The 22597-nt window shown below is 63.6% G+C and carries 31 protein-coding genes and 1 pseudogene; 6 read left to right on the forward strand and 26 right to left on the reverse strand.

Features of this window, described 5'->3' with window-relative positions; genetic code table 11:
* Positions 1-376: 376 nt before the first annotated feature.
* Positions 377-787: an ATP-binding protein gene (locus tag ABZ470_RS31840; RefSeq protein WP_362916071.1), complete on the reverse strand. Its 411-nt coding sequence runs from the start codon at positions 785-787 to the stop codon at positions 377-379.
* Positions 788-897: 110 nt separating this feature from the next.
* Here ABZ470_RS31840 and ABZ470_RS31845 point away from each other — a divergent pair, with 110 nt between their 5' ends.
* Positions 898-1782 (forward strand): helix-turn-helix transcriptional regulator, encoded by an 885-nt coding sequence (locus tag ABZ470_RS31845; protein ID WP_362916073.1) that lies wholly within the window; start codon positions 898-900, stop codon positions 1780-1782.
* The gene (locus tag ABZ470_RS31850; RefSeq protein WP_362916075.1) at positions 1779-1985 is read left to right on the forward strand and encodes a DUF397 domain-containing protein; all 207 of its coding nucleotides are present in this window, start codon (positions 1779-1781) and stop codon (positions 1983-1985) included. The genes ABZ470_RS31845 and ABZ470_RS31850 overlap by 4 nt, the downstream gene beginning before the upstream one ends.
* A gap of 187 nt (positions 1986-2172) precedes the next feature.
* Here ABZ470_RS31850 and ABZ470_RS31855 read toward each other — a convergent pair whose 3' ends face one another.
* The 21 genes and pseudogenes from ABZ470_RS31855 to ABZ470_RS31955 form a co-directional block, all read right to left on the reverse strand.
* Entirely contained in the window at positions 2173-2532 is a 360-nt protein-coding gene (locus tag ABZ470_RS31855) for a hypothetical protein (RefSeq protein ID WP_362916077.1), read from the reverse strand.
* Between the two features lie 95 nt (positions 2533-2627).
* Positions 2628-2774 carry a hypothetical protein gene (locus tag ABZ470_RS31860; protein WP_362916079.1) on the reverse strand — a complete coding sequence of 49 codons (147 nt, stop codon included), beginning with the start codon at positions 2772-2774 and terminating at the stop codon, positions 2628-2630.
* Positions 2775-2948 carry a hypothetical protein gene (locus tag ABZ470_RS31865; RefSeq protein WP_362916081.1) on the reverse strand — a complete coding sequence of 58 codons (174 nt, stop codon included), beginning with the start codon at positions 2946-2948 and terminating at the stop codon, positions 2775-2777.
* 57 nt (positions 2949-3005) lie between these two features.
* Complete coding sequence (locus tag ABZ470_RS31870) at positions 3006-3290, reverse strand: hypothetical protein (RefSeq protein WP_362916083.1); 285 nt, start codon at positions 3288-3290, stop codon at positions 3006-3008.
* 31 nt (positions 3291-3321) lie between these two features.
* Positions 3322-3561 carry a hypothetical protein gene (locus tag ABZ470_RS31875; RefSeq protein ID WP_362916085.1) on the reverse strand — a complete coding sequence of 80 codons (240 nt, stop codon included), beginning with the start codon at positions 3559-3561 and terminating at the stop codon, positions 3322-3324.
* A complete protein-coding gene (locus ABZ470_RS31880; protein ID WP_362916087.1) occupies positions 3554-4099 on the reverse strand; it encodes a hypothetical protein in 546 nt (181 codons plus the stop codon). Before ABZ470_RS31880 ends, ABZ470_RS31875 begins: the two co-directional genes overlap by 8 nt.
* Before the next feature lie 366 nt (positions 4100-4465).
* On the reverse strand, positions 4466-4903 hold the full coding sequence (locus ABZ470_RS31885; RefSeq protein ID WP_362916089.1) for a hypothetical protein: 438 nt from the start codon (positions 4901-4903) through the stop codon (positions 4466-4468).
* A gap of 322 nt (positions 4904-5225) precedes the next feature.
* The gene (locus ABZ470_RS31890; protein ID WP_362916091.1) at positions 5226-5828 is read right to left on the reverse strand and encodes a hypothetical protein; all 603 of its coding nucleotides are present in this window, start codon (positions 5826-5828) and stop codon (positions 5226-5228) included.
* Complete coding sequence (locus ABZ470_RS31895) at positions 5818-6606, reverse strand: metallophosphoesterase (RefSeq protein ID WP_362916093.1); 789 nt, start codon at positions 6604-6606, stop codon at positions 5818-5820. The genes ABZ470_RS31890 and ABZ470_RS31895 overlap by 11 nt, the downstream gene beginning before the upstream one ends.
* Complete coding sequence (locus tag ABZ470_RS31900) at positions 6603-6929, reverse strand: hypothetical protein (protein WP_362916095.1); 327 nt, start codon at positions 6927-6929, stop codon at positions 6603-6605. Before ABZ470_RS31900 ends, ABZ470_RS31895 begins: the two co-directional genes overlap by 4 nt.
* Positions 6930-7174: 245 nt before the next feature.
* On the reverse strand, positions 7175-7348 hold the full coding sequence (locus ABZ470_RS31905) for a hypothetical protein (RefSeq protein ID WP_362916097.1): 174 nt from the start codon (positions 7346-7348) through the stop codon (positions 7175-7177).
* Positions 7348-7521 (reverse strand): hypothetical protein, encoded by a 174-nt coding sequence (locus tag ABZ470_RS31910; protein ID WP_362916099.1) that lies wholly within the window; start codon positions 7519-7521, stop codon positions 7348-7350. Before ABZ470_RS31910 ends, ABZ470_RS31905 begins: the two co-directional genes overlap by 1 nt.
* Positions 7518-8150 (reverse strand): toprim domain-containing protein, encoded by a 633-nt coding sequence (locus ABZ470_RS31915; protein WP_362916101.1) that lies wholly within the window; start codon positions 8148-8150, stop codon positions 7518-7520. The genes ABZ470_RS31910 and ABZ470_RS31915 overlap by 4 nt, the downstream gene beginning before the upstream one ends.
* Positions 8151-8172: 22 nt before the next feature.
* A pseudogene (locus tag ABZ470_RS31920) lies at positions 8173-8367 on the reverse strand (CHC2 zinc finger domain-containing protein); the annotation flags it as partial.
* The gene (locus ABZ470_RS31925; protein ID WP_362916103.1) at positions 8345-8587 is read right to left on the reverse strand and encodes a hypothetical protein; all 243 of its coding nucleotides are present in this window, start codon (positions 8585-8587) and stop codon (positions 8345-8347) included. The gene ABZ470_RS31925 and the pseudogene ABZ470_RS31920, both read right to left, overlap by 23 nt.
* On the reverse strand, positions 8587-9141 hold the full coding sequence (locus ABZ470_RS31930) for an RNA ligase family protein (RefSeq protein ID WP_362916105.1): 555 nt from the start codon (positions 9139-9141) through the stop codon (positions 8587-8589). Before ABZ470_RS31930 ends, ABZ470_RS31925 begins: the two co-directional genes overlap by 1 nt.
* Positions 9141-9419 carry a hypothetical protein gene (locus tag ABZ470_RS31935; RefSeq protein ID WP_362916107.1) on the reverse strand — a complete coding sequence of 93 codons (279 nt, stop codon included), beginning with the start codon at positions 9417-9419 and terminating at the stop codon, positions 9141-9143. The genes ABZ470_RS31930 and ABZ470_RS31935 overlap by 1 nt, the downstream gene beginning before the upstream one ends.
* Positions 9416-9781 (reverse strand): hypothetical protein, encoded by a 366-nt coding sequence (locus ABZ470_RS31940; RefSeq protein WP_362916109.1) that lies wholly within the window; start codon positions 9779-9781, stop codon positions 9416-9418. Before ABZ470_RS31940 ends, ABZ470_RS31935 begins: the two co-directional genes overlap by 4 nt.
* Positions 9782-9885: 104 nt before the next feature.
* Positions 9886-10698, reverse strand: coding sequence for a DnaB-like helicase C-terminal domain-containing protein (locus ABZ470_RS31945; protein WP_362916111.1), 813 nt, complete (start codon positions 10696-10698; stop codon positions 9886-9888).
* 497 nt (positions 10699-11195) lie between these two features.
* A complete protein-coding gene (locus ABZ470_RS31950; RefSeq protein ID WP_362916113.1) occupies positions 11196-11972 on the reverse strand; it encodes a PD-(D/E)XK nuclease family protein in 777 nt (258 codons plus the stop codon).
* A gap of 530 nt (positions 11973-12502) precedes the next feature.
* On the reverse strand, positions 12503-12796 hold the full coding sequence (locus ABZ470_RS31955; RefSeq protein ID WP_362916115.1) for a hypothetical protein: 294 nt from the start codon (positions 12794-12796) through the stop codon (positions 12503-12505).
* A 621-nt stretch (positions 12797-13417) separates the two neighbouring features.
* On the opposite strand from ABZ470_RS31955, the gene ABZ470_RS31960 reads away from it, so the two are divergent.
* On the forward strand, positions 13418-13945 hold the full coding sequence (locus ABZ470_RS31960; protein WP_362916117.1) for a PadR family transcriptional regulator: 528 nt from the start codon (positions 13418-13420) through the stop codon (positions 13943-13945).
* 2 nt (positions 13946-13947) lie between these two features.
* Here the strand turns inward: ABZ470_RS31960 and ABZ470_RS31965 are convergent, their stop codons facing one another.
* Positions 13948-16128 carry a transporter substrate-binding domain-containing protein gene (locus ABZ470_RS31965; protein ID WP_362916119.1) on the reverse strand — a complete coding sequence of 727 codons (2181 nt, stop codon included), beginning with the start codon at positions 16126-16128 and terminating at the stop codon, positions 13948-13950.
* Between the two features lie 198 nt (positions 16129-16326).
* Between ABZ470_RS31965 and ABZ470_RS31970 the strand changes: the two genes are divergently transcribed.
* Entirely contained in the window at positions 16327-17856 is a 1530-nt protein-coding gene (locus ABZ470_RS31970; RefSeq protein WP_362916121.1) for a hypothetical protein, read from the forward strand.
* A 109-nt stretch (positions 17857-17965) separates the two neighbouring features.
* Here the strand turns inward: ABZ470_RS31970 and ABZ470_RS31975 are convergent, their stop codons facing one another.
* The 3 genes from ABZ470_RS31975 to ABZ470_RS31985 all read right to left on the reverse strand — a co-directional run bounded on the left by ABZ470_RS31975 (position 17966) and on the right by ABZ470_RS31985 (position 20735).
* On the reverse strand, positions 17966-19180 hold the full coding sequence (locus ABZ470_RS31975; protein WP_352010065.1) for an NADP-dependent isocitrate dehydrogenase: 1215 nt from the start codon (positions 19178-19180) through the stop codon (positions 17966-17968).
* A gap of 102 nt (positions 19181-19282) precedes the next feature.
* The gene (locus tag ABZ470_RS31980; protein ID WP_352010066.1) at positions 19283-19570 is read right to left on the reverse strand and encodes a DUF3017 domain-containing protein; all 288 of its coding nucleotides are present in this window, start codon (positions 19568-19570) and stop codon (positions 19283-19285) included.
* Positions 19571-19613: 43 nt separating this feature from the next.
* The gene (locus ABZ470_RS31985) at positions 19614-20735 is read right to left on the reverse strand and encodes a citrate/2-methylcitrate synthase (RefSeq protein WP_352010067.1); all 1122 of its coding nucleotides are present in this window, start codon (positions 20733-20735) and stop codon (positions 19614-19616) included.
* Between the two features lie 181 nt (positions 20736-20916).
* Between ABZ470_RS31985 and ABZ470_RS31990 the strand changes: the two genes are divergently transcribed.
* Both ABZ470_RS31990 and ABZ470_RS31995 read left to right on the forward strand, forming a co-directional pair.
* Entirely contained in the window at positions 20917-21570 is a 654-nt protein-coding gene (locus ABZ470_RS31990) for an FHA domain-containing protein (RefSeq protein ID WP_352010068.1), read from the forward strand.
* A 479-nt stretch (positions 21571-22049) separates the two neighbouring features.
* Positions 22050-22514, forward strand: coding sequence for a hypothetical protein (locus ABZ470_RS31995; protein WP_352010069.1), 465 nt, complete (start codon positions 22050-22052; stop codon positions 22512-22514).
* Positions 22515-22597 lie beyond the last annotated feature (83 nt).

Consider the following 22597-nt stretch of genomic DNA (forward strand, 5'->3'; position numbering starts at 1 on the left):
CGGTTTTGGACATGAACCCGACGGGGCAGACTGGAAGAATGCTTCAGTTGACGGCTGCCCGCATCTCGCGGTCAGGCCCCGTCGGGGGATTTAGGGCTAACTGGGGCCGGATAGCGCGACTACGGCTAGCAGCGTCATAACCAGTAGCGATGCCCCGAAAAGGGCGTTAGGAATAACCTTAGGGTATTCAATCGCCCACGCTATAAAGACCGTTTGGACGATGATGATGACGCCGATGAAAAGCTTTTTGATCAACTCAGTTCCACCAGGATTTGGTGCCTCTCGACAGGGGGAGGCCCGTACAGCGGACGGGCTGGGCCTTCCCCGAGGTATTTGCCCGTTGACACCCCTGCCGAGAGGGTTTAGGTCCCCGCCTCTACCGGTGGGGATGTGCCGGGATGCGTGCCCACACGACGCAGCCGGGCAGGCCGCGCCGGTCCTGGAAGCCCCATCGCCCCAGGGTTATGACGTGCACGTTCCACAGCCCGAGACCCTTCTCGGGAAGGTTGACCTCGGGGTCGGGGGCTCGCAGTATGGGGCGAGGCCGACTAGTGCCGTCGTCGGCGACTTCAATGAGGAAATCGCCCTCTTCTCTTCGAATGTGTAGAGTTATGCGCCCGTCGGGCGGGCCGTGTCGGAACGCGTTGGTTACCAACTCACTCACGACCAGCCGGAGGTCTTCGTAGGCGGGGTGGTCGGCTCCCACGGTCTTAGCAATCTCAAGGCGCGCTTCGCGCGCTGCTGCGGCTTCTGAGCCTAGTTGTCTCATTCCTAGCGTGGCCAGCATTGACCCTCCATTCGCCCGGCGACGTGGGCGTGGTTTCGGTGTGACCACCTTCGCAAAGAGAGCCTTGACGCGGCTAGCAAAGCTTGCTCACACTTAGCTCACATTCGCTTGTGAGCAAGCTCGACCTTCCGCGAAGGGTCACCATGGAAGAAAAGGGCAAAAAAGGCAATAAAGCTAACGAAGAGGCCAAGGCCTCTTCGGCTACACAATTCGGAAGCGAGCTGGCCCGCTACCGGCGAGAGGCAGGCCTTACCCAACGGCAGCTAGCTACCGCCGTGCCGATGTCGCCGGGATTGGTCGGGATGCTCGAAAAGGGAGAACGCTTTCCCACCCGGGAGGTAGCCGACGGCCTAGACAAGGCGCTGGGCCTAGGCACGACCTTGCGCGGCCTTCGGGAGAGGTTGGACCGCATCCGGACACCTGATGCCTGGTTCCGGACCTGGCTGGAGTTCGAACAGGTCGCCCACACCCTCTACATCTGGGAGCCCCTGATGGTGCCCGGCCTACTCCAGACCGAGGCTTATGCACGGGCCGTGTTGAGCCACAGTCCACACATCACTGAGGAACAGGTGGAGGACAAGGTGACTGCGCGCCTGGCGCGACAGGCGATCCTTTACCGGTCTCCACCCACAGCCCTCTGGGTCGTACTGGATGAAGGAGTGCTTCACCGCCCGATCGGCGGGCCGAAGGTGATGAGAGAACAGCTTGAGCACCTGACAGAGATGGGTGCTAGAAAGGAGCTGTCGATCCAGGTCTCACCTATCGCTGCCGTGGGCGTCCTAGGCTTGTTAGGGGGGCTCGCCGTTGCCGAAATGACAGGGTTCCCTGAGCGGGCGGCCTACGCCGAGTCGCAGCCCACAGGGTCAGATCGAACCACGACTCGGCCTCAGCGTGTGCGAGGGATACTCTTCAGGCATAGTGCGGTGCGGGGAGATGCCCTCCCACGGCGTGAATCCCGCGCCCTGATTAGGGAGACGATGGAAAGATGGACATGACTGACAGCCTCGCCGCCGCCCGGTTCCGTAAGTCCACTCTGTCAGGTGACGATGGCGGCAACTGCGTAGAAGTGGCCTCCCTGGAGGGGGGCAACATGGCCGTCCGCGACACCAAGGATCGCAAGGGCGGCACGCTCGTTTTCGGCTCTGCCGGGTGGGCCGCGTTCATCGGCCGCATCAAGGCCGGCGCCTACGACGTCTAAACCCAAACCTCCGCACCGCGGCATGCCGACCGGTTGCGAGTCCTGAAACACAGAAAGCCCCCAGGGGAAACCTTGGGGGCTTTCTGCTGCTGGAACGGCAGTGTCTACCGGGTGAGGACTCCGATGATGAGGGATGCCATCAGCGCCAGGGCGAAGGCCGCTGCGAACAAGTAGTCTTCATTGATCTTCATGCCAGGCGGCGCCCCTCCTCGATGCTGTTCGCGAGCGCTTCGAGCAGCCACGCCTCATCCTGCTGATTGGCCGCAAGGTGGTAAGCCTCGATCCCTGCCATGCGTCCGGCGGACTCTTCGCTCTCCTTTGACCTCTTCCTGAGCGCCTCCACCACGTCGGAGGTCTTCACGTAGCCGTCCGGGACGGCGTCCCGCCTCACCCAAACCTCCTCGTTGAACTCGACCTGGACGTTGTTCGGGTCGAGAACGATGGTGATCTTCTCCCGGTCGACATACCAGTCTTCAATCATTTCCTTGCCGAAGGAGAAGCGGTTGATCGGCCGGGGGTAGCGGTCAGTGCGGACGGCGGCAGTCATGATGATCTTCTTTCTCTATTTGGCGAGCTTGAACCCGGCCAGAAGGCCGAGGATGAAGGCGATGAGGGTTGGGATACCAATGATGTCTTCGATGGTCATTCGATAAGCTCGATTTTCAGTTCGCCGTAGTCGTAACTCCACTCCACGATCGCGTCAGAGGGGATGCGGTACTTTGTTATGGCTTCTTGCAGGTCGCCGATGCTGATGGAGCCGTCGAGGTAGATAATTTTCTCTAGGCGCATTTAGAAGGCCTTGACTCGCTCGATGGCCCTCTTCAGTTCGCGCCGTAGCTGCTTGAGTCGCCTGATCACCTCGTCCTCATCCGGGCCGTAGGCGATCTCGCCGTCCGAAGGCAGGCCCTCGATGCAGACATCAATGTAGCCGCCGTAGTAGCGATCAACGGTGATGTTGAACATGGTTTCTTTCTCCTTGTGCTCAGCTAGAAGGCTTCCGGGGATGTAGGTCCAGCTCATTTAGTACGCGACTGCCACGTCACGGCCGGTAGAGATGTCCGTCGAAATGTCAAGGCATTCGGCGGCGTAGTGGCCGAGCGACATGGCGGAAGAGTAATAGCCGCTCTCGGCCTGGGCTCTTGCCTTCTCCTCATAGGAGGCGGCCCTCTTCTTCAGGTCTTCAACCAGGGCTGCTCTGTTCATCCACCCGTTCCGGAAACCTGCGTCCCGTAGGGTGACGATGAGCCTCCCACCCTCCGTCTTGAAGGACTCGACGTTGCCCATCTCAAACTCGAACGTGCTCACTTGTACTCCTGCGTGTTGGACGGATGATTAATCACTGGCTGATCTCGTAACGCTTTTCTAGGGATTCAGTCCGTACGAGCGACTGAAGCCGCTTCGTTTGGCTTCGCGTCAGGTGGACGCGGACGAACCCCTTCTCTTTCAGGTATTCACTGGTGGTGGGGTGAAGGGCGACCTTCTCGCCGTACGCCCAGGCGCTCAGGCCCCATGTGCCGGACAGGTCTTGCATGAGCTTCGCGACACTTGCCGCCGGAATGTAGAGGATCTCAGTCATGCTCGTACGTCTCTACGGTGATCCGGTCCTTGTAGACAGTGACTTCGGCGTGGTCACCGAAGGTTTCGTAAAGGTAGTCGTCGAAGCAGCCCGCTTCGATTCCATCGGCGAGCTTCTCAAAGTCGCCATAGTCTTCATGCTTCGGCCATACAGGGCCGTACGGCTCCCACACAGCCGAGGTGTAGGTTGAGCCCGTCCACCTGCCGGGCGTGTACTTCTCCGCCTGCCCGCCCTTTAGCGCGGTGGTGTACTCTCCGAAAAAGCCGTCTGTGTAATCATCGTCCTCTCCGAAGTCGGCCCGGTCGTTCACCTTGAGACGCGCACCGCTAATCCCGAATTCACACAAATCGCCGTCGTTGAAGTAGGGGGTGAATTGTTCCCACCTGATAGCCTCCACCCGGGGCGAATTGATCAGGGGGCGAATCAGCTTGGCGAACTCGTCCTCGCCGAGCTGCTCCTTAGAAGCCGATCGGGGGTGGTACAGCTCGCCCTCAACAGGGAGGCCAAAGGCGGTGGTTCGTACCTTAGTTTTCGTCATTCGCGTTCTCTTTCAGGAGAGTCGATAGGGGGACTTCCCTCAGGACGCTGCCGGACATCCACGGTTTGACCGGCATGCCTTCGATGTAATCTGCGGGGGTCGGTAGCCACCCGAGGTCTTCCAGAATGTGTTGTTCGGCGATCAGCCGGACAGGCACTTGAACGGTTTTCGTGGCCTTCTGAACGGTGATTGTGGCCCCGAAGATTCGTTCGCACAGGAACACGCCTAGCGTGTGGTGGTAGATACTGCGGTGGCGTACGTCGCCAACCACCTGTTTTGAGCTGTCTATGAAGGTGTGGATCGGGAGGTAGTCATCTGTGGAGCCCCCCCACCTTCGGACGGATGATTGAGCGTGAAGGAAGCTGTTCACGCTGCGGCGGCGGGCAGCTCGGCCTCCTGGCCGTTCACCCATGCCACCCTTCGGATGGACACACGCTCCAGAAGGTCCCCGTTGGGGGCGTAGAACGCCTCCATTCGACCGTCAAGGTAGTGAATGAAACCTTCAGGGCGGTCCCCCATCCATCCCGACAGGAGGTGCGCGCCAGGGTCCAGGAGGTTTTGCCCGAAAACCGACGGGTCATCGTCGCCCGGCTCCGTACCCCAAGGGGAGTCCTGGGCGGACCATCGGGAGCCGCAGCAGGGGCAATCGCCTTCTCCGTCGAAGTACAGGCCGATGTTCTGGGCGTACATGTCGGCGTCGGCCGCGTCCGCCGCTTCAACGATCACGTAGCAGCTGACGCCCTCCGTGTCGTCGTAGCTGAACCGGCCGAAGCTGTTGTTCTGCCTGTAGGTGAAGAACGGCATTTACTTCTCCTTCTGGGTTGCTCGTCGGGTTTTGCGCGCCGGCCTCGGCGAAGCCGCGGGCGGTTCTACATCTGGTTCAGGCCGCCACGAAGGGTCGTCCTTGCACTGCCATTTCTCGGCGGGCTCGTCCCACACGAAATGCTTCTCATCCCCCATGAATGTTTCACAGTGTTTGCAGTACAAGGGGATGGGGGGCTTCTCACCCAATGAGAACTCCAAGGATGAGCCCCGCCACGAAAAGCGCGAGGAAGAAGAACCCTCCGACGATGATCGCGCACCCCTTCTCGGGGTCTGGTCGCTCATTGGCGGTAAGTGGCCTCATTTAGACTCCGTTCTCTTGGTCTCCAGTGACGGCCTGGGCGTGAGCGTTACTGATGGCCCGCCTGGTGCCGATGCCGTCGACCCGTTCGTCTCGACGGTTGAAATGGCGGTTAAGAAGCCGCGTCATGTACTCGGTTGCCCGGTAGTAGGCTTTGCGTTCGCTATCGGTCAGCTTCTCGCCCGCGATTTTCCGGTTGATGAGAACCTGCTGATCATGACGAAGCTTTCCGAACGCCGTCACCAGGTCCAGGACAGCGACCGTTTCGTCGCCTATGGCGACGACACCGGTAAAGGTGGTGTCTTCCGTCCACGCCTTAGCCAGCAGGCCCCGCACCTCTTGGGGCGTGTAGATGTATTGGCTGGAGTGGTACATGAAGTCGACGATTTGCGTCCTCGCGTAGCGAACACCCTCCGCGTACATCACAGCCCAAATCCAGCCGTCTACGTCGATGTGGTCGGCGTACCGGTCGCTGTTCGAGCACATGTGCTCGTATAGGAAGCCTTCGATGTCCTCGGCTTCAATGGTGTAGTACTCGCGTGCCACAAACTGCGACACGTCCCTCGCGAAACCGATGAGCTTCGCGAGGGTGGCGTCATCGAACATAAGATTTTCCGTCCTTCGTATAGGTGTCTCCTTCGAACGTGAAGCCGCCGGCCGAGTTCATCGGCACAAGAACGGGTTGAACATGGGAACCGTCGACGTAGGCAACCGCAAAGCCGCTCTGCCAGTTCGCCATGCCGGTTTTCAGGTACGGAGGCGTCTTTCCTGGCCTGACGTCCATGATGTGACCGACCTCGACGCCGGTAAGGGTGGTCGCCTTGCCCTGGTACCCGGTCGTCTCCGACGACACGGCCAGGCGGTGAACATGACCCATGACGACAGATCGGCCGATCTTCTTGGCTGCGTTGACTGCTGTCCGGCCGCTGATGGTCGACAGAGAGAGCCCTAGGTGCCCGTGGGTGGCTATCCACCCGGGCGTGAACTCGTACCAGTCGGCGACCTGGTCGACGCCCAGGCCGCCGAAGTCCAGGAGGGTCGCGATGTGAAACGCCCTGCTCTCGGCAAGCGCCGGGGCATACCTCGTCAGGTACGCCCGAGGCCTCAAGTCGTGGTTGCCCTCGATGAACGACACCTTGCCGTCGACGCGGCCCCTAAGGTCCGCGAGGATCTTCCGGCCAGTCTCCGAGTCCCGCTCAACACCAGACTCGAACTCGCTTTTGGTTCCTTTTGACCACTGGCTTGGTTGGGGGAAGTCCATGAAGTCGCCGATGATGACGACCTCATCAGGCTCCCACTCGGAAGTGAACGCGTGTAGCGCCTTCAGCTGGTTGGGGTTGTGGTAGGGGATTTGGGCATCGGGGTAGAAGAGGATCTTTCTCACTCGTCCCCCAGCGGCTCCATGTCCACGTAGGCCACCTGTAGGTAAACCTCGTACGACTTTGGGAACTCTGGATCGCGGAAGACGAGTAGCCGGGCGCACGCGTTGTAGAGGTCTTCGCGGCCGTGGGATTCCGTCTCAAGCCCGTCGATCAGCCGCCCAATGATGGCTTCAATTTCGCTTGGGCTCGGGATTCCGTTCTTGGCGAGCGCGTCTATCACGTACCAGTTGTTGGACGCGTAGATTGCCGAAATCTGCTCGGGTGTCAGCTCGTAAATGTAAATCGGGTGGTCGGGTTCAGGTACCTCTAGTGTTATTGGCTTCAATGTTTCTCTCTTCCTAGAAGCGGCGGGACGGATGATTTATGCCATCCGCCCCTTCACCTCCTATAGGTAGCTTCGGGCGCCCTCGCCGTTGGTTGCCCTGACGTGGTCTAGGGCTCGGTTCCATCCGGCCTTGAATCCGTCTTCCGTGCCAGCGAAGTAACCGTCAACCCATCCGGTGCGCCGACCTTTCTCGTATCCTTCTCGATAGCCTTCCCAGTTGGCCCGGTCGAGTTCGGCGAAATCGGTCATCCCCATTGTTCGTTCAGTCGCGCTTCGTATCCGGCGTCATACCCGGCTTCGTATCCAGCCTTGAAGCCGTCGCGCCATGAATCGTCTATAGACCAGCCGTTACGCTTCCTGCCGTCGAATCGGGTTTCCCTCCAATTCTGGAAATATGGGTCCATCATTTCGTCATCCATCAGCAGTCCTCGATGTCATCCCAGAATGAGTAATAGACGCCGTCTAGGTGGTACTCATAGCCTTCGTCTAACCCGTCCTGGAAGCCCTCCAAGTAGTCAGGTTCGGTGGACGTCGGTTCAATGCCTGCGTATCCGTCGTCGAACCCACGGTCGTAATCGGTGTGTTCGTTCACAGCCCGACCTTTTCTAGTAGCGCGTCCTTGCCGTACTGGCCGTAGAAATCGTTGCTGTCCATGCCGTCGCCTAGGTCTACCGGGTGCGCGTTGCTGAGGGCTTTAGCGATCGTGGCGCCGAATTTCCGTCCCGGCTCGTCGCCATCCATCGGGACGATTACAGACCGGTAGGGTTTGAAAATCAGCGCCCATTCAGGGCGCCAAGAGTCCACCCCGGGTACTCCTATCGCCGGTACCCCACATTGCCTCCAGGTCATGGTGTCGAATTCGCCTTCCTGAAGGACCATGACGTCTGAATGCGCTTCGATGGCCGACGTATTGAAGGGCCTCGGTTTGCTACCTGGCGTGGTGAGGTACTTCGGCCCGTCGCCGACCAGCCTCTTAAACCGGATATCCAACGTGTCGCCATCGGGCGCCATGTAGGGAATGGAAAGCATCCCCTTGTAGGCTTCATGCCCCGGCAACGGGTTTCCGACGACTCCGAGCCTGAAATAGGTTACGTTGTCCCACTCCATGTATCGGCTCGTCGTCAAGTAGTCGACGGCGAACGCGTCCTCCAACAGGTCCGCCTGATATCTCTTCCGGGCTTTTTCCAAGAATGTCCGCCGCTCGCTGGAGGGCACCGGCATAATCCACCCCTTCAAACTCCATGATTAGGGAAATCGCGTCCCCTTTGACTCCGCATGCGTGACAGTGAAAGCCGGTTTCGTTCATGGAGGCGGACGCCCGCCGGTCCCCATGAAAGGGGCACCGGCAGGACATCCATCTAGAATCGGGGTCGGGAAGGTAGACGTCTTCCTCGTTGAATTCTTCGAGGATCGGCCTAATCGGAATCCGAAGAGGCATCCTTGGCGTCCTCGGCCTTCCTGCTGGTTCGGTAACCCTGAATGGCGTAAGCCACTATGGCACCGTTCGTGTCACCCCAGGCATCACGCCAGGTGTAGGTGTCAGGGCCGAGAACCCCGCTTTCGGCGAGCTTCAAACTTCCCCTAGTAACATCCAGCCAGCCGTACGTTTCAACGAAAATCTCGATGACCTCGGGAAGGGTTTCCTTGTCGATGAACATTAGCTGCTCTTTCCTTTGTGATCGTCACTGCCGAACGTTCTCTTGTAGAACTGGCCCGTGAGGGTGTCGAAAACAACAATCCCCTCAGGGTTCATGTAGCTGAGTGCAGCCTGGCTGCCGTACTGGGCGAGGTCCTCCATCCGACGGTCAATGAAGTGCTCGTCCCACACCCCCTCATAAAGGAGGGGGACAACGCCCAGGCCAGGCACGCCGGGCGGGGCGTTTTCGAACTGCTCACCCCAGCGGCGGGTGTTGAAAAGGGAGAATCGCCTCTCGATGAGGTCGTATCCTCGCTGGATGCCGACACCCCACCATTCGCCGTAGTGGTGCCCAGGGCCGAGGGTCCCGGCAAGGGATTCAGCGTTCTGGTAAACCCACCGGGCGAAACCAAAGTTGTCGTCTTCCGGGGTTACAAAGCGGTTGCGTGACTGCGCAAGAACCGCCCCGTCGTGGTCGACCACCACGCATCCGTTTGTGCCGTCGATCTTCTCCGAAATGAAGATCCAGCGCTTCGAAAGCCTAGGGATGGGGTCGAACTTCTTGAACTCTGCCATTAGGCGGCCATCGGGAGGCTGGTAAAGGCCTTCTCCAGGTCGCTCAAGACGTTCGGGGTGTCCATCAGCTTCGCGGCGGCGGACATCACCTCGTACTCGTCGGCCTCCCAGACCAGCCCTTGAATCTGGCTTTCGGGAACAGTAAGGACTTCATTTCGGTTGAGGAGCTGAAAAGCCCACTTGTCGCCCGAAGTGACCTCGACCAGTCCGGCGACCTGGAAAAACTGGCCGCCGACCAAGACGCGGATGATGCCGTCATAAACAACTCCAAGACTCATACCGTTTTCTCCTTTAGCTGGTTCTCTAGTTGGTTCATGTGGGCGATCATCTCTTTTGCCTTCCAGAGAGGCATCACAAAGAGTGAGTCTTTGACGTTTTTGCCTCGCATCTTGCGGATGACGGCCCACCATCGGGTTTCGTTGTTCACGGCTTGGGTGGCCGTGGCTTCGAACCACGTCCCCCATTTGTCTTCAGCCGTGTTCTTAAGTTGCAGGGTCCACCCGGGCACTCCGTCGATGTCCCCGCGATCATTCGGGCCGTACTGGTTCCCGTTTCGCTTGACTGCTGCGAATAGATCGGCGAAGAAATCCTTCACGGCTACCTCGTAGGTGTAACCAAGGGCTTTAGAGCGGTTGCCCATCGGCCCCCTTCAGGGCTGTTCGGCTGTTCACTGTTGAGTTTTCAAGCTGCGTCACCGGAGGCATTTTTCTTACGAAGTGCCATCCGTGGGTAAAAAAATGACCTTCAGGCCGCTTTCAGTAGATGCGGGGCGACTTTGGTTTCCATCCACATGCGGGCGAGGTTCATTGCGATGGGGATGGAGAGCGTTCCGTTGGCTGCTGCCTGCCCGGCCCGGTTCTTCACTACCGCGATGTTCAAAACGTCTTGAACGGCTCCGAACGCGCGGTTCAGAGTCAGGATGAGAACGGGAAGTTTGCTGATCTTCCCGCGAAGGCCGGACAGGGGTACGACGGTGTCCCCTGATTCGTAATCGCCTGTGACGTGATGAAGCCCTACGACGCAGGCCGAGGTTTTACGTGCGAGCTGGTGAAGCCAGTCCATCGTGTCTTCGAGGCCGGCGAACCCTTCAAGCTCGTTGAATACGTTCGAAACGTTGTCGACGACAACGAGCCGCGGGAACCGTCCAAAAGCCCACGCGTACGCCATGACGTGATCGTTCAGGTCGTTCAGAGACGGCGACGAGTCGAACACGAACCGGACGTGCCTCGTTCGGTTCAGGGCTGCGTCATACTTGCTGGTTTCCTTTCGTTTAAGTGCGTCCATCACCATGACGACAGGGTCGCCTGTGACGATGGAGGCGGCTCGGGCGTACTGGGTGGCTGCGTCGCTGTCAGCGGAGAAGTATAAGGCGGGCACCCCCGCCCACACCGCAAGGGTTAGGGCGAGGACGCTTTTCCCCACTCCCGGAGCTGACGCGATCAGGTGCAGCTGCCCGAACCTGAACTCAGCCCCAGCAACAGCCAGGCGATCAAAAACTGTGGGGATTGGCGTACCCGAGTCGCTGTCATACTCGCGGGCACGCTGAAGGACCCACATTTAGATCTTGGGCATCTGGCACTTTGGCTGCCCCTGCGGGGCCTGGCACGCCCAGAAAGCCCCGTAGGACTTTTGGGTGCGCTGGGAGAATCCCGCAGGCATGTACTTGGCGGTGCCGTGGGCGCATACGGGGGGCGCCATGCCCGGGGGTGGCCCGCCGTTCGCCGGGGGCGGTGAGTAGGCCGGAGGCGCGGGCGGGTAGGGCGATGCGCTCTCGTACGGGGGGGTGTAGGCCGGGGGCACGTCTGGCCACGGCGCCTCCTGGCCTTCACCGTTCACCACCTGGCCGCCGAAAGCGGCGCCGATGGTCGAGAGGGCCAGGCCTTCCGAGAACGCGTTACCGACCAGGGCAAAGAACTCGGCGTCGGCGTCGCGAAGGTCTCTCATGAGGTCTCGGGGGCTGGCTGCGGCAACCTTCACCTCCATAAAGGCGTAGTCGACGGTTCCGGGCAGCCTGAATAGAACTTCTGTACTCAAACGGGTTCCCTTCGTAGGGGTTAGGACTTGACGAGGCAGTGTGCTGCCACGTCGCATATCCGGCAGTGATCGCCGGGATTTGATGGGTAGTCGCCTCGGCTCTCGGCGTCGTCCATCATGCGGAACTCGCGGATGAGCCATTCGCGGGTGAACTTGGCGAGCGGTTCGGGCGGCATAGGTCGGCCGTCCTTCGCCATCCAGTAGTCCCCCCACCGAACGTCGACGCCGAAGCAGTCCATGACGGCCTGCCGGTAGACGGCTAGCTGGATTGCGTCCGAGGGCCTCTTGGAGCCGGTCTTGATGTCCCGGACCTTCAGTTGTCCTGTCTGGGGGTCGACCAGGATCAAATCTATGAAGCCGCGAACATCGACGTTACCTAGGGTGATCAGGAACTCGACCTCCGACGCGGGTTCCCCCGTGTCCGGGAGGGTCCACACCCGAAGGGGGTCAGTCGCTACGTACTCGACGTAGGTCCGAACTTGTCCGGCCCCTGCCAAGTGGCGGTCTTCGATGTCCTTTTCGGTCTTCTTCTTCCCGCCAGTCATCCAGGCGTCTAGGTCTGGTTCGCGTTCAAGGGCTTCCGCGACCCCGCGAACCCAGACCTGCTCGAAGACGTCTTCGGCTTCTGCGACCGAGATGGTTCGCCATGACTTTTCGTAGGCTTCGATCGCTGCGTGAACGGCGATCCCCTGCACTGTCCAGGCGGCGGGCTGTGTCGGTACCCTCGCCACCCGGCGCAGTCGGAACGCCTCTGGGCATGTGACGTATGATTTAAGTTGGCTTACGCTCCTTCTCATTCACTTCTTTCCAAAACTGGCAAATGGGGTAGGGCTTCTTCACCTCCCACGGCCATGTCACTCCCGCAAACACGGCGTCCGGAGGGATGAGTCGGGCTTCGACTCCCACTTTCCAGACAGCCCACCGCGTTTTTCGGTGTACCTCGTACAAGGTGCCGTGAGGGCCGTCGAGGGCGATCACGTCCAACGCTGGACTCTGGTACAGCACCCGCGCCCGGCCGTGGGCGACGGTCAGGTTGATCAGGTGCGACGGACGTGGGGTCATAGGCGGTTCCTGCCTTCGGGCATCAATAGGGCATAACGGACTGCCCATATCACCCCATAATGCTGCCTACGCCCCCTAGTCCGGTACTACCCGCGCGGGGGGATCGTGATCAGAGTGACACCCCGACTGACGACTAGTCGGCCATCGTGCAGGGCAGGGATTTGACTCCCTTACGCGCCTTGAGTGCCTTGCGTTTCGTTCCATGGCGAGAACAGTAGCCCTGTTACGAAGTGCCAGCAACACGAGATGGGCGCGTTATTGCTGGTCAGGCCTCTTTGGAGGCGTTTTCAGCGTCCTCAAGCACCTTCTTTATGTGCCATGAGGATCTATCCGCCTCTATAGTGCGCCACCCTGCTGTGTCGTAAGTCACATCAAGTCCTTGTTCGACAAGGCCTCTCGCCCATGCGAGTGCGCCGTTGCGCTGGTAGGCCGAGCCCCCCGGTGTTCCCTTCGCGATGTGCGACAGCATCCGCAGGTAGATAGACCACGTGTGCGAGGCGTCCTCTTGGCGCACGCGCCAGATGATCACGTTTGAATGGTCGATCCGCTGGCCAGTCATGCCCGACTCCTTGAGTCGGCGAAAGTATGTTCGCCTCGATAGGCCTAGGGCTGCGGCAATCTCATCCGGGCTTAGGTTTTGTCTACGAAGGTCGGCTACCCTCCGCATGAATGCGCTCACAGTCGCTTTAGTCATGATCCCGCCCACGGATTTCGTTGGTCGCAGTCTCTACGATCAACGATGTGCACCACAAGCAGCAGAGATGAAAATGTAATGACGCATTAGGCGAACACTTGGATTACTTGAAAAGTACACTTGTGACCGTTTTGAGACATTTGTGCCTACTGTCTCGGGGGCCGAGGCGGCGCCTGTCGCTCGTAAGGGTCGCCTAACCCCCCTCTCATCCCATCCTTGCATGTCCTTGTGTGCCGTGTCGCCGTGCAGGGATGTCAGGTTGGCCACACCTCCCCCGACCTGGGAGAACGTCCCAGGCGGAGAAGTTTGCAAGCAACGAAACTTGACTGGTCGAGCATGGCCAGGAACATGCCGCCGAGTACGGCGAGCAGCAACAGCCCGTTCTTCGCGGGCCGGGTCTCCACGGGAGGATTCAATACGTCGGTAGACACATGTTGATGGTGACGTGTCAGTCCTGACATGTCAATGCGTAGCTATGATGAGGACATGTCTCTCCGGATCGCGCTTCTGGGCCTGTTGACCGCCGCGGGACCCTCAAGCGGCTATGACCTGACCAAGCTCTTCGAGAGTTCGATCAGCAACGCCTGGCAGGCTCGGCACAGCCAGATCTATCCCGAGCTGAACAAGATGGCCGCCGAGGGACTGGTCACGGTCGAGGAGGCCGGACCGCGCGGCAGGAAGAGCTACGCGATCACCAAGGAGGGCTCGGCGGAGCTGCGTGCGTGGATGCTGGACGAACAGCCCTCACGCATGCACCGCAGTGAGACGGCGCTGCGCGCCTTCCTGCTGCCCACGATCGAACCGCACGAGGCCGTCGCGCTGCTGCGCGGGCAGGCCGAGGTGCTCGCCGCCAAAATGGCCGAGCTTGAGGCCATCCGCGCCAGGGCCTCCGTCTGGCGCAAGCCCGGTTTCGGACGGTACGCCCTTGATCTGGGCATCCGGCAGACCCGTCTGCTGCACGACTGGGCCGAGGAGACCGCGGCCGAGATCGAGAAGTCGGCCGGACAGGGCTGACCTCAGCCGCACCCGGCCATCGCGGGAAGGGTGTCCTCCCTGGTGGAGAAGTCCACCTTGGAGAAGTGACGGTCGAGCAGCCTGCTGATCGTGCCGTCGCGGTAGAGGCTCACGATCGCGCCCTGGACCGCCTTGCAGGTGCGCTGGTCGCCCTTGCGCAGGGCCACCGCGTAGCGCTCGTCGGTGAGTTTGAGCCCGACCACCTTGTAGCGGATGCTCTCGCGGTCGGCAAAGCCCGCCAGCACCAGGTCGTCGCCGGGGATCGCGTCCACGTCCCCGGCCAGCAGCATGTTCATGCACTCGGTGTAGGTGCTCGCGGCGACCAGGTCCAGGCGCTTGACCACGTCCTGCAGGGCGCCGACCGAGGCGCTCGCCCCCGGCTGGCAGAGCTTGCGGCCTTCGAGGTCCGCCACGGAGGAGATCGCCGAACCTCCCTTGACGAGCACGTCCACGTGCGCCACGTAGTACGGCCCGGCGAAGGTGACGGCGTCCGTCTTGTTGATCGAGTAGGTCGAGATGACCAGGTCGAGGTCCCCTGAGGCCAGCAGCTTCGGCCGTTCCTCGCGGGAGGTGCCCCTGAAGGTGATCCCGCTCGCCGGCACGTCGAGTTTCTTGGCGATCGCGGTCGCCAGATCAACCTCGAACCCCTGCCAGGTGCCTTCGTTGTTCAGCGCGACGCCGGGCAGGAAGTCACGCATGCCGATGGTCAGCCGGTGGGTGCTCGCCGCCTTGTCCACGACCGAGGAGAAGGTCTTCGGGCTCGGCGTGACCGGGGTCAGGGTCGACTGCTGGACGCGTCCGGCCAGTCCCGGCAGCCAGCCCGAGAAGTAGGCGACCGCGCCCGCTCCCGCGACCAGCAGGACGGCCACCGCCGCCGCGATCCAGCGTCCCCGCGAACGCCGCCGGGGCGCCGGGGCGGAGGCCTGGTTGGCGACCGTCGCCTGCCAGTTCGGCGGCTGCTCGGCGTACCCCCCGGACGGGCCGTAGGCGGGCTGCGCCGGCCCTGTCTGATGCTGGGCCGGCCGCTCGCCGTACACCGGGAACCGCTCGGCCTGGGGGCGCTCAGTCTGGGACCACTCGGGCTGGGACCGCTCGGCCTGGGGGCGCTCAGTCTGGGACCACTCGGGCTGGGACCGCTCGGCCTGGGGGCGCTCAGTCTGGGACCGCTCGGGCTGGGGGCGGTCGGCCTGGGGGTGCTCGGCCGACGGGATCCGCGGGCGGGAGATCTGGGAGAGCGAGGACTGCGGGGGGCGCGGGATCTGCACGGTCGGTGGCGACTCGGAGACGGGCATCCTGATGGGGTTGGTGGCGTCCTCGGGGCCCGCGACCTGCGCCCCCTCGTTGAGCACCGCGGGCGAGGCGTTGACGGTCTCCGGGTGGCCGAGCAGGCGCAGCAGGATCTGGTCGGCGGAGGGGCGCTCGCCGGGCGCCTTGGACAGCGCCGCCGCGGCCACGCCGCGCAGCGGCTCGGGCAGGTCGCCGAGGTCGACCTCGTGGTTGAGGATGCGGTTGAGCACCACCGCGATCGAACCGCCCGCGAACGCCGTCTCGCCCGTCGCGGCGAAGGCGATGGTCGCCCCCCACGCGAAGACGTCCGTGTGCGGCCCGACGTCGCCCCCGGAGACCTGCTCCGGGGCCATGTAGGCGGGCGTGCCGATGGCCCTGCTGGTGATCGTGCCGGTCGAGTCGATGACGCGGGCGATGCCGAAGTCGACGACCCTGGGCCCGTCTGCGGCGATGAGCACGTTGTCCGGCTTGAAGTCGCGGTGCACGATCGCGGCCTGGTGGATGGCGGTCAGGGCGGTCGCGGTGCCGACGGCCAGGCGCTGCAGCGCGGTGCCGCGCAGCGGCCCCTCGGCCTCGACGACCTCCCGCAGCGACCTGCCCTCGATGTACTCGCTGGCGATGTAGGGGGTGTCGCCGTCCAAGTCGACGTCGATCACGCCCGCCGTGCAGAAGGAGGCGACCCGGCGGGCGGCCCGCGCCTCCCTGGCGAAGCGGGACCTGGCGATCGTGTCGCCGGAGAACTTCACGTGCAGCAGCTTGATCGCCGCCCGTTCCCCCTCGGGGGTCTCGCCCAGGTAGACGATCCCCTGGCCGCCCTCCCCGATCCGGCCGACAATGCGGAACTGCCCGAGCTGGTGCGGTTCCCCCGCCCCCAGCGGCGCGATCTGCGGCATCATCGTCCTCACGATCCGGTGACTCCCCGACCAGCCAAACTTTACGACCCCGCGCCCCCATCTCCGTCTTGTACGGTCTGTGGCGGGTCATCTGGACACGCCGACCTGCCCGATTACCGACAAACCACCCCAAGATGGCGCGGCACGCGCTTAGATCGCTACCGTTGACCGTTCCTTCAGTCAAAGCGGAGCCAATCCTTGATGCGCCGATACACGGGTTATCGCGACTTCATCCAGCGCGATCAGCGTCTCCTGGTCGGTACGGCCCTGCTCCTGACCGGTAGCCACGACCAGGCCTTGCGGCTCGTCCTGTGGTCCCTGCGCTCCGTCGGGCTGAGCTGGCCCCCGACCCTCTGGGAGAACCCCACCGTTCACGCCCAGATCACGATGTACCGCCGCTATCTGCGGCGGCCCGTCACGACGAGGGCCACGGCCCTGCTGCGGCTCCCGCCGGTCCGGCGGGTGATCGCCGTGGCGTGCCTGCACGACGGCAGGACCCCCGAGGAGGTGGCCACCGCCCTGGGCCTGTCCCGGGAGGCCGTGGAGACGGAGGTCTCCGAGGCGGTGACCACCCTGGCCAAGGGCGACACCAAGCGGCTGACCACCAGGCTGGCCGCCACGGCGGCCGAGGCATCGGTCCCCGACCTCGCCGTCAGGTCCGTACGCGCGCTGCGCCGCCGCCGCGTCCGGGGGGTGCTCCTGACCACGGTCGCGGGCCTGATCCCGGTGGGTCTCATCGCCTTCACCCTGCAGCAGGGGCAGGTGTGGAACTCCGCGCTCGGTGAGGGCAACCAGATCGCCTCGGCCGGGGTGGGGTCGGCCGTGGGTCCCGGCCCGCAGGCCTGGCAGACCCCCCGTACGTCGTTCACGATCCGCTACGCCGTACCGGACAAGTGTCCCGACGACGGCGCCTCGACCGACGGCAGGCCCGCCCCCTCCCGGGCGGGGAAGGTCACCTGCGCGGGCTGGACGCTGAAGCTGGCCGGGGGCGACGAGGGCCGTCCCGCGCTTGAGTCGGTCGAGTGCGAGCGTCCCGGCCACTGCGAGTCCACCGTGAAGGTGCCCGACGCGGCCCAGCATCTGGCGCACGGCGACGACTGGAGCTACTGGAGCCTGTCACCCGCGGTCAGCGGGGACGGGCGGCGTATCGCCTATCTCAGCGCCGCGGAGGGCCGTTACGTCGCCCACGACCTGAGCAGTGGCGAGAAGAAGTACCTGTCGCCGGTCCTGGCCCCCTCCGACACCGAGACGGGGACCGGGGTGAGCGTCTCGCGCGACGGCGGCTTCTTCGTCGTCGAACTGAACGGACGGCGGCTGCGGACCGACTTCGCCACCGGCGCCACGACGTCGCTGCCCGCGGGCCAGGCGACGGCCGCGGAGAAGGCGGCCGACTGGATGCGGCAGACCTACCGGGTCTGGCGTGACTCGCCGAGCGGGAGGTTCACCGCCGCCGTCAAGCCGGGCGGGGACGACAGCGACCGCCTGCACGTCATCGACGCCAGGACCAGGAAGGTCTTCAAGGACCTGCCGATGCCCTCGCTGGGCGACCCCACCTCCGCCGAGGTCGTCGGCTGGGCGAACGTCCGCGAGGTCGTCGTCAAGCTGACCGACAGGCGGACCGGGGACCTGCTCGGCTTCTTCAGGGTCGACGCGATCACCGGACGGCTGCACCGGATCGCCGGGCTGCCGGACGGGGACTCGATCGTGCTCGGCGACCTGACCGAGCCGTGAGCGCGGCCTCTGGTTTCCCGGCACGGGGGAACGCTTCCTGCGCGTTCGTGGCACGGAGGAAGGAGAGGGGCCGCCGTGACGGCGACCCCTCCGCGTGAGGAACGACCTCTCAGGCCATCTTCCTCTTGAGGTTCTCGTCCAGGGCCCCCAGGAAGTCCTGGGTGGTCAGCCACTTGGCGTCGCCGCCGACCAGGAGGGCGAGGTCCTTGGTCATCTGACCGCCCTCGACGGTCTCGACGCAGACCTGCTCCAGCTTCTCGGCGAAGTCGATCACCGCGGGGGTGTTGTCGAGCTTGCCGCGGTGGGCCAGGCCCCGGGTCCACGCGAAGATCGAGGCGATCGGGTTGGTGGAGGTGGGGTTGCCCTTCTGGTGCTGACGGTAGTGACGGGTCACGGTGCCGTGAGCCGCCTCGGCCTCGACGGTGCGGCCGTCGGGGGTCAGCAGGACGGAGGTCATCAGGCCCAGCGAGCCGAAGCCCTGGGCGACGGTGTCGGACTGGACGTCACCGTCGTAGTTCTTGCAGGCCCAGACGTAGCCGCCCTCCCACTTGAGCGCCGCGGCGACCATGTCGTCGATCAGACGGTGCTCGTAGGTGATGCCCGCGGCCTCGAACTCGGCCTTGAACTCGGTCTCGTAGACCTCGGCGAAGATGTCCTTGAAGCGGCCGTCGTAGGCCTTGAGGATCGTGTTCTTCGTGGAGAGGTAGACCGGGTAGTTGCGGGCCAGGCCGTACCGCATGGACGCCCGCGCGAAGTCGCGGATCGACTCGTCCAGGTTGTACATGGCCAGCGCGACACCGCCGCCGGGGAAGTCGTAGACGTCGAGCTCGATCGGCTCGGAGCCGTCCTTCGGGGTGAAGGTGAGGGTCAGCGTGCCCTCGCCGGGGACCTTCAGGTCGGTGGCGCGGTACTGGTCACCGAAGGCGTGACGGCCGACGACGATCGGCTTGGTCCAGCCGGGCACGAGCCTCGGCACGTTGGACATGATGATCGGCTCGCGGAAGATGACACCGCCGAGGATGTTACGGATCGTCCCGTTCGGGGACTTCCACATCTTCTTGAGGCCGAACTCCTCGACCCGGGCCTCGTCCGGAGTGATCGTGGCGCACTTGACGCCGACGCCGTACTGCTTGATCGCGTTGGCGGCGTCGATCGTCACCTGGTCGTCGGTCGCGTCACGGTGCTCGATCCCGAGGTCGTAGTACTTCAGGTCGACGTCCAGGTAGGGAAGGATCAGCTGGTCCTTGATGAACTGCCAGATGATCCGGGTCATCTCGTCGCCGTCAAGCTCGACGACGGGACCCTCTACCTTGATCTTGGGCATGCGTGTGGTTCCCCTTCTGAACTAACACTGGCCAGACAGTCCTTGAGGCTCACTGGCCGTTGAGGCTATCGGACGGGTTTGACCGCCCTGCGACGCCCCCTGTCATCTGCCATATCGCGGCATGAGCCACGGATACTGCAACAACAGCGATCCCACCATCAGCGCGATGCCGAAGATCGCCAAGGTGACGGCGTCGGTCGCCTTGCGGCGCACGGCGAGCCGCCCTCCCCCGCCCAGGCGCAGCAGCGCGCCCAGCGCCATGACGGCGCCGAGGGCGAAGCCTCCCCACTCGGGGTCGGCCAGCACGGCGAAGACCACCGCGAGAACCGCGCCGGCCAGGACCACGGGGTACGGTCCCCACCGTTCCCTGGGGACACCGCCCGCGTTCACCGTTCGCCTCCGCGCCCGTTCTCCTGCGTTTCCCGTGTCCGGCTCATCGCTCGTCGATCGGCTTCCACTTCTGGTCACGCTCGCCGACGTACTCACTGTCCGGGCGAATCAGACGGTTGTCCGCGTGCTGTTCGATGACATGTGCGGTCCATCCTGACATGCGACTGACCGAGAAGACGGGAGTGAACAGGTCGGTCGGGATACCGAGATAGTGGTAAACGGTCGCCGCGTAGAAGTCCACGTTCGGGTAGAGGCCCTTCGTCTCGAAGACGACCTCCTCCATCTCCTTGGACATCCGGTAGTAGGTGTCGTCGCCGGAGGCCTCGGCGAGCTCCCGCGACATCCTGCGCAGGTGCGTCGCGCGCGGGTCCTCCGTCTTGTAGACCCGGTGCCCGAAGCCCATGATCTTCTCGTGGGCGGCGAGCCTGTCACGCACGGACTGGGCGACCGAGGCCGGGTCCAGCGCCTCAAGGGTGCGCATGACCTGCTCGTTCGCGCCTCCGTGCAGGGGGCCCTTCAGGGTGCCGATGGCCGCCACGATGGCCGAGTGCATGTCCGAGAGCGTCGCGGCGCAGACGCGGGCGGCGAAGGTCGAGGCGTTCATGGTGTGGTCGGCGTGCAGGACCAGGCAGGTGTCGAAGATCTCGACGGCGTGCGGGTCGGGGACCCGGCCGGTGATCTGGAGCAGGAAGTTGGCGGCGACGCTCAACTCGGGGTCGGGCTCGGGGATCTCGGCGCCGGTCCTGGCCGCGTGGTAGCGGGCCACCAGGATCGGCTGCTGGGCGGTGAGCCTGGCCGCCTTGCGAAGGTTGGCCTCCGGGCTGTTGGAATCCTTGTCCGGATCGTCGCCCGAGGCCAGCGAGACCAGCGTGCGCAGCGCCTCCATGGGAGCCTGCTTGTCCGCGATCTCCGGGATGTTCGCCTCGGCGAGCGCGCCGAGCGTGCGCCCCCTGACGAGTTCGGCGCCGTAGTCGGCGAGTTGCTCCCTGGTCGGGAGGCTGCCGTGCTGGAGCAGGTGCGCGGTCTCCTCGAAGGTCGTACGGCCCGCGAGATCGTGGATGTCGTAACCGCGGTAGAAGAGACGACCGGCCTGTCCGTCGATGTCGCTGAGCGCCGTGGATGCGGCTACGACATCTGCGAGACCTTTTGTGGGCTTGTCCGCCATGACTGTTTCCTCCGCTTTTCTTCCAGCGAAGTCTACCTGTGAGCAGGACAAACCTTCCCAAGAGGTCAAGGCCAATTTCACGTGGGATTCTCCTCACGGCAAAGGCGATTCCCCTTCCCCTCGTTTGGGTAAGCCGCAGCTGTAGGAATAGTTACGGCGGGCTACCTGGGGAGGAACTGCCGTGGAGGGGCCGTTCATACGCATCGAGGACACAGGCGAGGTTGTCCCGTTGCGCCCCGAGATCACGACGATCGGGCGTGGCCGGGGAGTAGACATCCGGCTCAACGATCCAAGTGTTTCCCGGCTGCACGCGGAATTCGTCCGGCGCGGCCCCTACCTGTATGTCGTTGATCTGGGCCTGTCCCGCAACGGCACACGGGTTAACGGCAGGCCGATCGCGAGAAGGGTGCTCGACGACGGCGACGTCGTCTCCTTCGGCGCCGCGAGGGGCAGGATAGGCGGGGTCCCGCGCGAGGACTTCGCCCCAGAGGTCGAACTGCGCCGCGCAGCGGCGCCCGAGCTGACTCGCCGGGAGGTGGACGTGCTGACATCACTGTGCCGTCCAGCCCTCTCCGACGAGGCGTTCGTCGCTCCCGCGACCGCGCGGGAGATCGCCGACGACCTGGTGGTGACCGAGGCCGCGGTCAAACAGCATCTGCTGCGGCTGTACCAGAAGTTCCGGATACCCGAGGGCACCAACCGCCGAACGCGGCTGGCCAACGAAGTGGTCGCCCTCGGTCTGGTCAGGCCGACTCCGGTGGTGCCGCCGCAACGCGCGGCGGGTCCTCCGGAGCCGCAACCCGCGACCACGACGGCCAACCGCCGGGCCTCCTAGCCCGCGACCGGTGTCCCGCCCCCGGGTCTGGGGCAGGGTGTTCCGTCGGCACGAGCGTACGGTGTGCCTCCCTCCGGCACACCGTGCTCCGTCATGTCCGCAGCCTTCTTCGGGGCGGCGTGACCGCGTCCCGCGTGACCTTCGGACCGGGCCCGCGCGGCCCTTCACGGCCGGGACGGCACGGCCCGCCAGAAACCGGCAAAAAGTGACAGACCACGGCGAGTGTCGGCCGCTCAGTGACGATCTCCTGACCGGCCCCCGCGTTCGCCCGCGAATCGGCCCAACGCGCTGACCAGCGGATTCGCGCTCATCTCATGACCCTTTCCGGCCGCGGAGCCCGGTACTGACGACCGGATCGTCCCCTTGATGACAGGTTCAGTGACATGAGCGCTGTCATAAGTGTCTTTTTCCGCCTATGCCCCAAGAAGCACCATTCAAGTGCGGAAACGACCGCTTGACGTGAAGGAGCGAGGAGAGGCATGGGCAAGTACGATCACCTGTTCGTCCATCACATGCGGGACTGCGCCGACGACCTGGTGAACGAGGGCGCCGCCGCGGGCGGCGAGCGTCCGGCCAACATCGGCGACCCCTTCGGACTGATGCGCTCCATCGATGTGGACCTCAGCACGGTCCACATGGCCTACAGCTGGATCAACCCGACGACGGAGCAGGTGCACTGGGTCAACGACCACGAGCACACCTACGACGAGGTCCTCATCTGGATGGGCAACGACCCCGACAACATCCACGACCTCGGCGCGGAGCTGTACCTCGACATCGAGGGCGAGCGGCACACGGTCAACACGACCGGCTCGGTGTTCATCCCCGCGGGCACCCGGCACTGCCCGCTCGGGTTCAACTACGTGAACCGCCCGTTCACGTTCATCGCGCTGTCGCTGAACCCGTCCTACGCCTCGGACGAGAACGTGCCGCGCCACACCTGATCGGTTGGGGGGCGGCGTGGGCCGGGTGGAGAGTCTCCACCCGGCCCACGCCCGTTCATGGGACGTCACCCGGAGCGGGCCCG

The sequence above is a fragment of the Streptosporangium sp. NPDC020072 genome, from assembly GCF_040631445.1.
In the GTDB taxonomy this organism is placed as follows: Bacteria; Actinomycetota; Actinomycetes; order Streptosporangiales; family Streptosporangiaceae; genus Streptosporangium.